Annotated in this window: 14 protein-coding genes; all 14 read right to left on the bottom strand. The window is 52.4% G+C overall.

The window, feature by feature from the left end; all coding sequences use genetic code 11:
• Nucleotides 1–147: 147 nt before the first annotated feature.
• Nucleotides 148–1,176: a glycosyltransferase family 2 protein gene (locus tag ACIQT8_RS22765; protein ID WP_400970130.1), complete on the bottom strand. Its 1,029-nt coding sequence runs from the start codon at nt 1,174–1,176 to the stop codon at nt 148–150.
• Nucleotides 1,095–1,475 carry a GtrA family protein gene (locus tag ACIQT8_RS22760; RefSeq protein WP_400970127.1) on the bottom strand — a complete coding sequence of 127 codons (381 nt, stop codon included), beginning with the start codon at nt 1,473–1,475 and terminating at the stop codon, nt 1,095–1,097. The genes ACIQT8_RS22765 and ACIQT8_RS22760 overlap by 82 nt, the downstream gene beginning before the upstream one ends.
• 17 nt (nt 1,476–1,492) lie before the next feature.
• Nucleotides 1,493–2,404 (bottom strand): transketolase family protein, encoded by a 912-nt coding sequence (locus tag ACIQT8_RS22755; RefSeq protein ID WP_400970124.1) that lies wholly within the window; start codon nt 2,402–2,404, stop codon nt 1,493–1,495.
• Nucleotides 2,404–3,216 (bottom strand): transketolase, encoded by an 813-nt coding sequence (locus tag ACIQT8_RS22750; RefSeq protein WP_400970121.1) that lies wholly within the window; start codon nt 3,214–3,216, stop codon nt 2,404–2,406. The genes ACIQT8_RS22755 and ACIQT8_RS22750 overlap by 1 nt, the downstream gene beginning before the upstream one ends.
• The gene (locus ACIQT8_RS22745) at nt 3,213–4,292 is read right to left on the bottom strand and encodes an NAD-dependent epimerase/dehydratase family protein (RefSeq protein WP_400970119.1); all 1,080 of its coding nucleotides are present in this window, start codon (nt 4,290–4,292) and stop codon (nt 3,213–3,215) included. Before ACIQT8_RS22745 ends, ACIQT8_RS22750 begins: the two co-directional genes overlap by 4 nt.
• The gene (locus ACIQT8_RS22740; RefSeq protein ID WP_400970116.1) at nt 4,276–5,064 is read right to left on the bottom strand and encodes a phosphotransferase; all 789 of its coding nucleotides are present in this window, start codon (nt 5,062–5,064) and stop codon (nt 4,276–4,278) included. Before ACIQT8_RS22740 ends, ACIQT8_RS22745 begins: the two co-directional genes overlap by 17 nt.
• 91 nt (nt 5,065–5,155) lie before the next feature.
• The gene (locus ACIQT8_RS22735; RefSeq protein WP_400970113.1) at nt 5,156–6,109 is read right to left on the bottom strand and encodes a sulfotransferase family protein; all 954 of its coding nucleotides are present in this window, start codon (nt 6,107–6,109) and stop codon (nt 5,156–5,158) included.
• A gap of 207 nt (nt 6,110–6,316) precedes the next feature.
• Complete coding sequence (gene rfbG / locus ACIQT8_RS22730; RefSeq protein ID WP_400970110.1) at nt 6,317–7,390, bottom strand: CDP-glucose 4,6-dehydratase; 1,074 nt, start codon at nt 7,388–7,390, stop codon at nt 6,317–6,319.
• Nucleotides 7,387–8,163, bottom strand: a complete 777-nt coding sequence (rfbF, locus tag ACIQT8_RS22725; RefSeq protein WP_400970107.1) for a glucose-1-phosphate cytidylyltransferase — start codon at nt 8,161–8,163, stop codon at nt 7,387–7,389. The genes rfbG and rfbF overlap by 4 nt, the downstream gene beginning before the upstream one ends.
• Before the next feature lie 254 nt (nt 8,164–8,417).
• Entirely contained in the window at nt 8,418–9,314 is an 897-nt protein-coding gene (locus ACIQT8_RS22720; RefSeq protein ID WP_400970104.1) for a MurR/RpiR family transcriptional regulator, read from the bottom strand.
• A gap of 93 nt (nt 9,315–9,407) precedes the next feature.
• On the bottom strand, nt 9,408–10,370 hold the full coding sequence (locus ACIQT8_RS22715; RefSeq protein WP_400970101.1) for an ABC transporter substrate-binding protein: 963 nt from the start codon (nt 10,368–10,370) through the stop codon (nt 9,408–9,410).
• A gap of 7 nt (nt 10,371–10,377) precedes the next feature.
• Nucleotides 10,378–11,415 carry a FecCD family ABC transporter permease gene (locus ACIQT8_RS22710; protein ID WP_400970098.1) on the bottom strand — a complete coding sequence of 346 codons (1,038 nt, stop codon included), beginning with the start codon at nt 11,413–11,415 and terminating at the stop codon, nt 10,378–10,380.
• Complete coding sequence (locus ACIQT8_RS22705; RefSeq protein WP_400970095.1) at nt 11,412–12,455, bottom strand: FecCD family ABC transporter permease; 1,044 nt, start codon at nt 12,453–12,455, stop codon at nt 11,412–11,414. Before ACIQT8_RS22705 ends, ACIQT8_RS22710 begins: the two co-directional genes overlap by 4 nt.
• A complete protein-coding gene (locus tag ACIQT8_RS22700; protein ID WP_400970092.1) occupies nt 12,452–13,276 on the bottom strand; it encodes an ABC transporter ATP-binding protein in 825 nt (274 codons plus the stop codon). The genes ACIQT8_RS22705 and ACIQT8_RS22700 overlap by 4 nt, the downstream gene beginning before the upstream one ends.
• Nucleotides 13,277–13,440: the final 164 nt, after the last annotated feature.

Genomic DNA, 13,440 nt, shown 5'->3' with positions numbered 1-13,440 from the left:
TCAATCTGCTTAGTCATAGGACTACCCCCAGTGTTTGCACTAGGACTGGCAGTCCATACCCCATCGCCACAAGACGGCCTTCACCGTGGGCTTACGCTTCAGTCGGCCTAATTTATCGTTGAGACGTCAGGTTCAGATCAGTTATTTTCAATCGCTCGTTCGAGTAGCATCAAAATTTATACGTTCTGCCTCAACCACGAGCGGTAGACTCCGCACCTGCGTCTGAATCGCCCCAATATATTCTCCGAGCATGCCAAGAAAAATCATCTGGACGGCACCAAAGAAAAATATACCGATCAAGATTGGCGCGAGGCCGATGTCAAATGAGTTCCACATAATCAATTTTGCAACAAAGTAGCCGAATGCAACCAGCAGGCTCAGGCAGGCGAGACCGAACCCGGAAAGCGTCATGAGACGGAGAGGGACCTTTGAGTGTTTCGTGATCCCGAGCATCGCCATGTCGTATAGCGAGTAAAAATTCTGGCTCGTTACGCCGCGTGCTCGTCTCGGCTGCTTAAATGGAACAGTCGCGATCGGATAGCCAATTTCGCACACGAGTCCGCGGAAATACGGGTATGGGTCATTCATCTGTTTAAGGATATCAATTACTGCGCGGTCAAATAGTCCGGATCCGGTCGCATTCTGGATAAGAGGCACCTCGGATATTCTGCCTACGGCTGAATAATATAGCTTTCGAACAGCAAACATGAGGGACGACTCGTCGCTGACGGGTTTTACCGCCATTACGGTCTTGAAGCCATCTTCCCACTTCTTCACGAACTCCGCGATCATCTCTGGTGGATCCTGAAGGTCGGAAGCTATCAAAACTGCTGCGTCTCCGGAAGCTTGTAGAAGAGCATGAAAAGAAGAGCGGATATAACCGAAATTCCTGCTGTTTACGATAACGCGTAAATTCTTGTCGTTCTTCGCTCTGGAGCGAAGGATCGTCACTGTTTTGTCTTTCGAGCAATTGTCTATACAAAGGTGTTCGTAGTCGTATGGCAATTTCGCCATAGTGGCGGCGATGCGTTCGCACAGCTCAACGACATTTTCCTCTTCGTTAAAGAGAGGAGTTACAATGCTGATCTTTTTTCTCATTTGGAAAATACATAACGCCGATTTAGGAGGAAAGATAAAATTGCCAAGGGCAATAGAAGCAGCAAGCCAGCAAGCCATGCAGGAACATCGAAATGAACGAGAAAGCTTACCCCTGAAATATTCACCAGATACAAGAACAAATACACGCCGATAAAGCGAAGCAACAACGCATTATCCCGGGATTCAAATACAAATGCACCTATGCTTTTGAAGTTGAACAGTATTCCAAGAATTGTGGAGGTTGCGACTGCTGTCGTGTAATGTAATCCGATCCAAAGACTGCCGACGTATATCGTGTATCCAAAAATTGTGTTGATGACGCCAACTATCAAGAATTTTACTATTCTAGTATCGAATTGATACGGTTTGGCTAGCATGTCGTCGTTTCCTGATCTTACCAGCCGGTTTTTGTGATCGTTATACCCGCAACTTGCCGTAAATATTCCTGCGTACCGGATGTGCTGATGAAAGTATTGGGAACGGCAATTCGTTTAACGAGAGGGATTTGTGCTAGTTCGCCACATGCGCACAGGTCGCTTAAAGCTTCGACAATCGAACTACCAAAGCCACCATTGAGCTGATGCTCCTCTACGGTGACAATCCTTTGAAATCGCTGCGCCATACTAATGAGAACGTCTTTTTTGTACCCCCCTACAAAAGGCGCACTCCAAAATGCCCAATCACGCCCACTATCTTTTATCTCTTGGAGAATTGGAGCGCCGATGGCTCCCGTTGCCAAAACAAGAGTTTCAGAGCCTGCTCTCACAGGTATGAACTCACCCGGGACGATGGACAGGGGAGCGTTGGGGTCGTGCAGATGGAGTTCTCCAGACTTATTTAGTCTGATATAGCCCGGACCCGAATACTTGGTCATGAAAACGGCGGCCGCGCGCGCTTCCAATGCGTCGGCCGGCGCACAGATTGTCATGCCTGGCAGAGCGCGCATCATTGCCAAATCTTCTGTCGTGTGGTGCGAGACACCCTGTGATCCGTAAGCATAACCGGCACCTACGGCCACAACTTTTACATTGGCTTCATGATAGCAGACATCGTAGCGGATCTGTTCCATACAGCGGAGCGTTGGGAAATTGCCGATGGAATAGGTGAAAACATTGTATCCTTCGCGGGCTAAGCCTACGGCAACCTGCGTCATATTTTGCTCGGCTATGCCAGCGTTCAAAAAACGGTCGGGATAACGCTGCGCGAACGGCTCAAGAACCGAGTAACCCAGATCACCGCACAAAAGGAATACGTCGTCGTTCTCTTCGGCAAGGTCACAAAGCGTGTTGATAAAACTGTTACGCATCAAGCAGACTCCAACTCTTCACGCGCTTTCTCGACGTCGGCAGCCGATGGAGAGCGATAATGCCAGGCAAGATCGTTTTCCATGAAGCTTACACCTTTTCCTTTCACCGTGTGCGCGATAACGCATTTTGGTTTGCCATCACGGCTTACCTTGAAGCGACTTAAGAGCTCCAACAGTTCGGCGGCCGAATGTCCGTCCACTTCCTCTACCTCCCAGTTGAAAGCACGGAATTTATCCGCCAGGGGTTCAAGGTTCATCACGTCGCATACTCTTCCGAAGCTTTGAATCTTGTTGTAGTCAATGATTGCGACAAGATTGTCGAGGTGATTATGAGCGGCAAACATGATCGCCTCCCAATTCGACCCTTCATCCAGTTCCCCGTCGCTCAATATGGCAAAAACACTATTCGCGCGCTTCAAACGCTTTCCAGCGAGGGCACTGCCGCAGGCCACGCCGAGTGCATGCCCGAGACTACCCGTGGACAATTCAACCCCGGGTAGGTTGTGGTTGATATGTGATGTGAAATAGCTGCCGTTTTCTGTAAACTCATGCAGGAGATCTTTACCCGCAAAAAAGCCCTTGAGTTCTAGCATGGCATAGAGCGCAGTGCATGCGTGACCTTTGCTGTAGAACAAGCGGTCCCGGTCCGGATTGTCCACGGCATCGGCCGACACGTTCAGAACGCGTCCATAAAGCACCGCGAGAATGTCGGCAACGGAGAAGGCGCCGCCAATATGAGATGTGCGCTTGAGGCTGCAGAGCTCCAACACCCGCAACCGAACCTGTTTTGCATATGTCGAAAGGTCAGTCATGGCTGTTTCCTGCTCGCAATAATTGGCTTGTACCATTCCATAGTACGCGTTAAGGCGTCTTCCAACGATACTCGTATTGATAGACCAAGCTCAGTGCGCGTGGCTTGGGTGTCTGGGACATAGAGATCGGGAGCAGCACCTTTCACGGTCTGACCGAGAATTTGAACTTTTGATTGGTTCAAGCCCGCTATTCGAGAAATCGTTTGTGCAAGTGCTGCAATTGAAACTGGATCGTCTGATCCGACATTGTAAGCTTTGCCCGCCTGTCCTCGAACCAGAATTGCAATTAGCCACTCCACAAGATCGGTCGCATACATATATGAACGTTTCGCTTTTCCATCTCCCTTGACCGTTATGGGCAGATCCAGCATGGCATCACGCATAAAATTCCCGGCAGCGAATTGGGCGTCCAGTTCGAGATAGGGGCCAATCTGAGCGAAAATACGTGCGGATTTGCAGGCGAAACCATATTGCTGCCCGTAAGTATTGCCTAGCCATTCGGTATTGATCTTACCGAGCCCGTATGCTGAGCTGGATGAGGATACATCGGCAGACACGTCCGATGTCTCCGAAAATCGATCCCCATGGCCGGTGTCGCGTCCATATACCGCGCCGGAAGATAGCAGCAAAACCTTGGTGGCGCCACTGTCACGAGCAAGATCGAGAACGCGGCGTGTGCCTTGCACAGTAACGTCAAACACATCAAGCGGAGAGTTTACGGCTATTACGTCCGTGGCCGCGTGAATGATATGCGTAAAGCGAGGATTTTCGATATGAAATTCACGCACATCGCCTTGTATGAATGATAGAGCGGGATCATTGGCCAGATGAGGGTATAATTTAGCGAAACGGTCGGGATCGCGACTGAGTATTACCGCCTGTATGCCAAGGTTCATATTTGTGTTAGCAAAGCTGATAGCTTCGAGTAGCCAGCGACCTATATAACCGGTGCCTCCGGTGATAAACAGGCGTGCATCCTGCAAAGTCTCGAAGTCGCTCTTGGCGTCGACTATCAGCGCGTTAAGATCATGTCTTGTTGCGCCCTGCGACGCAGTGCCATCAATTGTCGCAGTCAAGTTTTATCACTTCCGTTAAGCGTTGATCGAAACTGATTGCATTTGCTCTATAGCTATCATTCCGTACGGACATTATCGATTTTAGCACTATGACTGTGGTCATTATTGCGACTTCATTTTTTTTCCCTAGACAGGTATACCCAATGTGTTCCGGTAGCAGCCATTTCCTGTTTTCAAAAAACGTAAGCCAATAAAGATAATCGTATCCCGCAATTCCCCAGAATGCGTCCTCCCAGTCGACAACGACAGGTCCCATATCGTCAGATCGAATGTTTGCAGGGCTCAAATCGCCATGACAAATTTGGCGTTCCCAAGCTGGGGCCGCCGAAAGGAGCAAATCAAGATAATTTCGGACCTGCTTAGTTATTCTCCCCGAAATCAGCCGCTCCTGTGAAAGCGTAGCTACGGCAGCGTTCGCTTCGGAAAGTAACAAATCAAAACTTTCCGATGACGGTATCGCTAATTGGGTCGTTATTGGAGAAAGCGCCCTTTCGTAGCATGACACCGTATCCCGTACTGTTTGTGGATGAAGCGGATACCCGGGCTGAAGCACCTTCATGCTCAACCAGGTTCGGGTTTCTGGCCCGGTTGTCACCGAATTCAAACCTGCGTCTACGCGTGCCCCTGCTGTCGCCACGAGAAAAGCAGCCTCGCGCTCGAGGCTGGAGCGTCCCGCAGGGTTGGCGTACGTTTTAAAGAACCTTTTCTGTCCGAGTAATTCCCCTGTGAAGCAGAGTCCGAGCGTGCCACCGTCGACGAATTCAATTTTCACCAAGTGGGCCCCAAAGATACTTTGGAGCCCGGACATCAAATCCTCTCTCAATGGATTGAAAGTATTTGCGGCACTATGGTGCCGCAACTTGCTAAGCACCGTAATAGTCCTTGAGGTAGCTGATCTTGTCAAAACCAAAATGACGTGCAAGAGCCATCGATCCGTGGGCGATCTGTGTTTTTTCCGCGTCCGTCAATTCGTTGATGATTGCCTCGTTATATTCCTCGGTGCTCTTAAGCACTGTGCCCCAGGGTGCGATATTGTCCTTGATCTCGACGCCGTTCCAGCTGGGGTAGAGCATCGTTTCGTTGAAGGGCACGTCTATGAATTCCGAGACTTCCTTCATGAATTTCACTTTATCGGCCACGAGATCTTCATAGCGGAATATACGTACATTCCGAGGGTGCATCTTGGCGTACATCTCGACGGTGGAGTGATAGATGTTCCAGGTGATCAGGTATTTGCTGAGCGGCTGAGGGAACGGGCGGCGCTTGGTGTCGCGATATGCTGAGAATGGGTTTCTAACGATGTGAATGATGCGGGCATCCGGAAAATCGCGTACGATACGATCGGCGTCGATACCGATTGCTGGAGAATATCCGACATACGTCATATCTTCGCGCTGCTTGGTGTAGTAGTTTTTCCAGGCTTTGAAGGTTGCTCTGAAAAATGCTTCGATAACCTTGGCACGTGGGTAGAACGGTGCGTTACCCAGGATTTCCTCAAAAATGGCTAGACGATCCGCCTCGACCATATCCAGGTCGGCATCCTTGAACTTTGAGCCATTTCTTTTACGAAGGAATGTCTTCGCCTCTTCGTCAATCATATGCTCATAAAGTTCATAGGGGCGTGCGCCTTCGGGGAATTCAGGGTAACGATACTGTACGCGCTCGACCGAAGCTAGAAAGTCGTTGAAGTTGCGGCTGCCCAGCTGAGATTCAAATGGATAAACCAGCAGATTTGGGTGCCCGTCGAGGTGCCGATGCGTAACGTTGCCTCCGTGCTCGAAACCCGCAGAAATCATGACAAACTTGAATTGGCTCATATATATCGTTCCTTTTTCGTCTTTGCGGTTGCAATGACAGTTGATGAATGCCGTTGCTTACGTTGCGGCCCGGCGTAACGCCAGTTCTGCAAAGAATGCACCGGAGTGTTTATGTTTGCGCCTGTTGCCTCAACTGCGCGGGGCGCTTACCTTCGTGTCTGCGCTTGAAAAATACCCAAGCTTTCTGATCGTTACGGTCTAACGTTTTTACCGCGCTATTGCTGCTTGGTACTCACTTATTTGTGCAAGTGTAGCGTTCCTTTCAGATTGCCCATCGGAAACGGCCTTGCTCCAGTCCACTATATATTGAAGTGCACGATCAAGACGAAGTTCAGGTTGCCACGCTAGGCGACTGCGCGCTTTCGAAATATCGAGTTTCAAAAAATGGGCTTCGTGCGGATGATCGCCAACATCGCATGACCAGCTTACGTCATTGCCCCAGAGCTGTGCCATTCGCTCTGCGATCCAAGATACAGGCCTTGCATCGTCGTCGTTAGGCCCGAAATTCCAGGCTTCTGCGAATTCCTCTCCGTGTTGGAAGAGATTCTCGGCGAGTACAAGGTATCCCCGAAGTGATTCAAGGACGTGCTGCCAAGGGCGTATAGCTTGCGGGTTCCGGATAGACGCTGCTTTTCTTTGTGAGAAGGCGCTCACAATATCTGGGATGAGGCGATCTTTGGCCCAGTCGCCGCCGCCAATTACGTTACCTGCTCGGGCAGTGGCTACAGCCACCGTGTGACCATTAATCGGTGTTGTAAAGTATGACCTGCGATACGCCGCAGTCACAAGCTCTGCGCATGCTTTGCTACTGCTATAGGGATCGTAGCCGCCCATGGGTTCGTTTTCTCGATACCCCCAAGACCATTCTCGATTTTCGTAGCACTTGTCGGTTGTTACATTAACAACGGCCCTTATCTCTTTAACTCCGCGAACCGCCTCCAGCAAATTCACAACGCCCATGACGTTTGTTGAGAAGGTTTCCACTGGATTAACATAAGAGTATCGCACCAATGGTTGCGCGGCCATGTGAATCACAATTTCAGGATCAGCCGCGCGTATGGCGTTTTTCAAAGCACGCAAATCCCGCACATCCCCAATAAGTGACGTCATTCCATTTGCCGCGCCTGTCGCTTCAAACAAGGATGGGCTGGTCGGCGGGGGCAGTGCAAACCCTGTAACATTTGCGCCCAAGTACTGTAGCCATAAAGATAACCAACTCCCCTTAAAGCCGGTATGCCCGGTTAGCAGTACGCGTCTGCCGCGCCAAAAGGAAATATTCACTCCCAGATCCTCCACGGAGCTTTCCCACTGGCCCAAAGATCCTCCAGAAGGTGTTTATCCCTTAGTGTATCCATCGGTTGCCAAAAGCCGGTGTGTTCATATGCGAACAACTTACCCAGAGTGGCGAGAGTTTCGAGCGGTGCGTGTTCCCAAGGTGTGCTATCACCATCGATAAAATCGACGACCTTGGGAGAAAGAACGAAGAAGCCGCCGTTAATCATACCTCCATCTCCTTTAGGCTTTTCCTTAAAGGATGTGATGCGCTGATCCGACTGTATGTCCAAAGCACCAAATCTTGCCGGAGGGTATGTTGCTGTAAGTGTCGCCAAACCACCATGGCCCTTATGAAAGTCGACGAGTTCACGGATGTTCACATCACTTACACCGTCGCCGTAAGTAAAACAGAACGCTTCTTCGCCATCTAAATAAGGGGAGACGCGTTTAAGGCGACCACCCGTCATTGTGGCCTCGCCAGTTTCAACGAGCGTCACGCGCCAAGGTTCGGCATGTTGCTGATGAACCTCCATGCTGTTAGTCTTCATATCAAATGTCACATCGGACATGTGTAAGAAGTAATTTGCGAAATACTCTTTGATCAAGTAACCTTTATACCCTAGGCATATGATGAAATCGTTGATCCCATGTGAGGAATAGATTTTCATGATGTGCCAAAGAATTGGCTTGCCGCCAATTTCCACCATCGGCTTTGGTTTGAGGTGGGTTTCTTCAGATATTCTGGTGCCAAGGCCTCCAGCGAGAATAACAGCTTTCATTCTAAATGACCTCAGACATGCAATACTTTAGCAAGCGTTCCACCGTATTTAGTATGTGTCCATATCGCTCGAGTGCTGCGGGCGTCACGCACGTTTGATTAGTTGCCAACTAACGATCCCCGTTTAGCTCTATAACCACATTTGGTGCAAAATACCTTCATACGATTCGGGTATAAAGCCGGACGGGATGGGTTGCAAATTATTCGATAGAATAACTTTGCAGTCTCAACAGGAAGAGACGACATTTCTGGGAATTACGTCCGCCTATGTGGCCTGATGGAAGTCCTAAGCTCGACCATCCTTTCAAGAGTTTCGAGCGTTCGATCTGGTCTTGCCGCCGAAAGTGCGAGCGCCAGCGTTTCCACTGCAACGAGGGAAGGTGAATGTAGCGCTACGCCTTCATTCTTCGCGCGTGGCAGAAACAGGCAGGCTGCGGCATCGCGTCGTAGGACGCTGTCTTCCAGTCCAAGCATCATGATGATCGGGATGTCGAGCCGGTTGGCTTCTGCAATGGCGGTTAGCGCTTCGCGATGAGGGCGGCCGTGCAGGAGCATGATGAGGGCATGGCCGTTCTCCATGTTGAGCAGTTGCTCGGCAAGCGCAATGCCGGTCGCGTTAAGTGCATAAGAGCGAAAACCTGCGCGCTGGAAAAGGCGGGCCGAGTAGCTGGCGATGATGCCCGATGCTCCAATTCCCAGCACACCGATGCCGGTAGCCTCCGAAAGTAGACGAACTGCTGTTGCCATAGCAGCGCGGTTGTCTGCATTTGCCAGCATTTCCAGCGTGTTCTTCTGGTTTTCTATAACGAAGTCGATCGCGGCATCGGAGTTGCCAGAGATTGACTTCGCTGTTGCCGCCATCTTTTCTACCGGCGAATCCGTCACGCCAAGATGCGCTTCAAGCGTCTCCTTGAGGTCAACCAACCCCTGAAAACCAAGCGCCTGGATGGCACGGATGACGGTCGCATCGGATGTATCGGTTTCAAAACCGATCTCGAGGGCGGATTTTCCGAGAATAGCGTGGCGATGACCGTCAATGTATTCGGCGACTGCCAAAAGGCTCGGCGATAGCCGATCGCGGCGTTTGCGCAATTGCTCGCCGAAACGATCAACGCGAAGCAGTCTGGATCTGTTTGTTTCGCCTGATGGCATGGGTCCGTCCGTCTAGAGGGGCGTACAGCACGTCCTGACCGGCTTATCAGCGCGTAAAGTCTCAAGGCAAGACTTTTTCATGGGGCGGGATATTCAGTTTGCCTTGGCCGGCCGAATTGTCAGATGCGATTGCACTGCTGACACCATCAGGCTGAGTGCTGCATAAGAGTTGGAGATCGCTTCCTCTCGTGGAAGTAGGATGTATCGGCCCTTGCGGCAGGCCTCCAGGAAATCGCAAAATCCCGGCATCACCGCTTCCATCATGGCGATTTCCTCTTTCGGAGATGCGCCGGTATCCGACCGGTACGGGTCGAAGATGATATCGGCGTCGAGTTCAGGCAGACGTTCCGCGCTGATCTCGATGCGATCACCCTCTGGAATAGCATCGATTACCGCCGGGAAACGGAAACCCGCATCCCGCAATACTCGGCCGAGCGCCCGATAGGTGTGGTAAACGCTGATCTTGCCGTTCAAGGGCTGCATGACCGAGACCGTTGTCTTTTCCGTGTCGACCGATGCCTTCAACGCGTCAATTTGCGCCCTGTAACGCCGGTCGAGCACAGCAAGACGCCGCTGAGTTCCTGTTAAATCCGCAATCATCTTATAAATGTGCGGCGCGCCGTCCCTCGTGTTGTCGATGGCAACAGTTGGTGCGATTTTCTCGAGCTTTTCAATAGCCGTCGGGCGGTCGGGTTCGGTGAGGATAAGATCGGGTTTGAGCGCGACAATCGCTTCAAGATCGGCATTGATGGAGCCGATGTAGGCGATCTCACTATTGTCGAAATCTATCCCCGTCAAAATCGCACTGGATCTCAGATAGGGTTTGCCGTCTGCACCCACGCGGCCGTGGCTGCCGACCGGGATTACGCCAAGTTCGATCAGCGGGATCGTGAGGTCAATGTCGTGCAGCGTTACGATGCGTTTCGGATGAACCGGAACTGAAACAGACCGCCCCAAATCATCCGTAAACATCCGTGCCGGTTCTTCGGCCTTGGCTGCAATCGTGCCGTAAACCAGACCAGTGACGAAAAGCAGAGAATAGAAGTTCTTGGGCATGGCGAACCTAAAGGCGATGGCGATGGAGCCAGAGAAGGAGAAGGAGGGTAGGAGCACCGACGGCAGACAGCACGAGCCCGGTCGGTAGCTCTAGGGGTGAAAAGGCGGTGCGGGCGATCGTATCGGCAGTGCTTACCAGAAGAGCGCCGGTGAGGCCTGCACCAACAGTGATGCTGAGAAACGAGGCTCCGGGCATGAGAAACCGGGCAATATGGGGACCGATCAACCCGACAAAACCGATGCTGCCGGTATAAGAAACGCAGGACGCAGTGAGAATGACGGCAAGCGAAAAATGCAGGCTGCATAGAAAGCGTAGATTGATGCCGAGCGCTGCCGCAGCACTATCTCCAAGTGCCTGCGTATCCGCAGCACGCGCCGTCACGCATACGAGCACGAGTGCTGCAGCAAGAATGATCGCCAGAATCAAGACTGCGTCCCATGACGCCCCTTGGAGGTTTCCCGCCATCCAGATCATTGCGCTTTGCAAGCTTCGTATATCAAGCGAAGCCATCAGGATGAGGAGAAGGGCGGAAAGAAACCAGGAAAAGCCGATGCCGGTCAGAACGAAGCGCAACCGCGAGGTAACACCTGAAAGCGCAAATACGATTACAGCGCTCGTCAGCCCCCCGATGACGCCTGCAACGGGGCGAAGCGCGGTTGGCAAGCTGGGCACGAGGAACAGGCAGACGAGGACAGAAAGGGCGGCGCCTTCTCGAACCCCGAGCAGGCTAGGGTCGGCCAAACCATTCCTGGTCAAGGACTGCATGATGGCGCCTGCAACGCCAAGCATTGCCCCAGATACCAGTGCAAGCGTCAGACGCGACAAACGAAAATCGACAACGACATTTGCATCGGTCGATGGCTGCGCGTCCGGTGTGAAAAGAGCAGTGAAGATCTCTCCAAACGGGATGTGTTTCGTGCCGGACGAAATGCTCCAGAGAGCAACAAGAAAAATCAGGAGCGTAAGCGCTAGAAGCAAAGCCAGCCGCTTTGGAGCGATAACCAACGAAAAACCGGAGGCTCTGATCGTTCTGTAAGACGTCATTTAAGCAGTCTCCGCGCCAACCAGAGAAAGACCGGTGCGCCGACGAGGCCGGTCATTGCGCCTGTCGGCAACTCCCGAGGAGCGATAAGAAGACGGGCGGCAAGATCGGCGGCGATCAGCAAGGTTGCTCCGCCCAATGCGGCAAGCGGTATGGCGAATAACAGGCGTCCTGTTCGAATACGTGAGGTGAGCGGAGGTACCACCAGGCCGATAAAGCCGATCGGCCCCACCAGCGAAATTGCGACGCCGCATAAGAGGGATGTTGCGATCAGTGCCAGACACCATGTCAGTCGCACCGGCACACCAAGTGCAGTTGCAGCGTTCTCTCCGAGTGCCAGAAGATCAAGTCTTGGTGCGAGGGCTGTTGCCAATACAAGTGCAGTAACAGCGACAGGCAAGGCATTTACAATGGCCGGAAGCGTTATTCCGGCGGCGTCACCGACCAGCCAGAACCGGGTTTGTTGCAGCGTTTCTTCATTCAGGATGAGGATGGCCGACGTCAGCGTCCCGGCGAGCGTGGAGAGTGCGATGCCACAAAAGACAAGTTTCGTGGGGGTGAGGCCGCGTTGTCCTGCTGCCGAGAGAGCAAGTACCAGCGCAAAAACCGCTCCGGCACCTCCCGCAGCGACGAGTGGTTGGACGCTGGTGACCCCGATTGAAGCAAAGGGACTGGCGCTCAGGGCAACAACGGCGAGACTTGCGCCGGCATTCAGCCCAAGGATATGCGGTTCTCCCAGAGGGTTTCGCAACACGGTCTGCAAGATAAGGCCGGCCACTCCGAAGCATGCTCCTGCAAGCAGGCACGCAACAATCCTTGGCAGACGAAGACGTATCAGAATTTGCTGGTCGAAGTTTTTCGGGTCGTAGGCGAAGATGAGATCATGGAAAACGTGCGGTGCTACAGGTCTCGCCCCTGTCGCAGCGTGCGCCGCAACAACAATGAGGATGATTGCGAGAAGACCTAGCCCGGCCGAGAAAGCCCTCGCAGCGCCTCTCGTTAATGGGAGGCTGCTCACACGATCCAGATTGCCCGCGCTCATGTCTTATGCGTCCGTCCAGGGCAGGGCAAAAACACCGGCCGATGGGTCACAGGATGCGTCATCTCGATGACACGCATGTCAAAAACGTCGGCAATGATCTCGGCGCTACATTGTGTAACAGCATCAAGTCGATGCTTCACACGTCCTTCCTTCAAGAAAAGCAGATGATCGGCGAACTGCAGGGCGAGATTGATGTCATGCAAAACCGCGACGATCGTGCGGTTATGGTGCGCCACCAGATCGCTCAGCATATCCAGAACCTCGATCTGATGGTGCAGATCCAGAAAGGTCGTTGGTTCGTCGAGCAGGATGATATCGGTTTGTTGTGCGAGCGCCATGGCAATCCAGGCACGCTGGCGCTGACCGCCGGAAAGGCTATCGACGGGCCTTTTGGCGAGATCATTGATCCCTGTCACGGCAAGCGCTTCGCTGACAGCCTCTGCGTCGGCCTCACTCCATTGTTTGAGGAAACCCTGATGCGGATAACGGCCACGGGAAACCAGATCGAAAACCGAGATGCCTTCCGGCGTGTGGTTCTGTTGCGCGAGCATTCCCAAGCGCTTCGCGACATCCCTGGTTGGGTAACTGAAGATATCACGGCCATCGAGCACGACCCGCCCGGATGTTGGACGATGCAAGCGCGCGAGTGCGCCGAGCAACGTCGATTTTCCCGAGCCGTTCGGACCGAGCAGGACCGTGAATTGGTTTGATGCGATCTCGACATTCAGATCGAACACGACGGGCTTGCCGCCATGACCAAGCTCGAGGCATTCCCCCAGAAGCCGATTTCCAGCGATATCTTTCTCGGTTTCGATTTTCAAATTCCGTCCCGCGCGTTCCTGACGCACCAGAATTATTTATGACTGTAGTAGTCAAGTATGGCGGCATTGAAAAAGTCTTTTGCAGCATGAAAATTGACTGGAATGCTGCATGTTTGCGCTGTTGCGGCAACATTTCCTGACGAAATCGGCTCCAATCAAGCTGC

It is taken from the genome of Agrobacterium sp. NPDC090273, assembly GCF_044772305.1.
Lineage (GTDB): Bacteria > Pseudomonadota > Alphaproteobacteria > Rhizobiales > Rhizobiaceae > Agrobacterium.
Note: the sequence above shows the minus strand (reverse complement) of the source record. Positions and strands in the feature narration are given on the sequence as shown.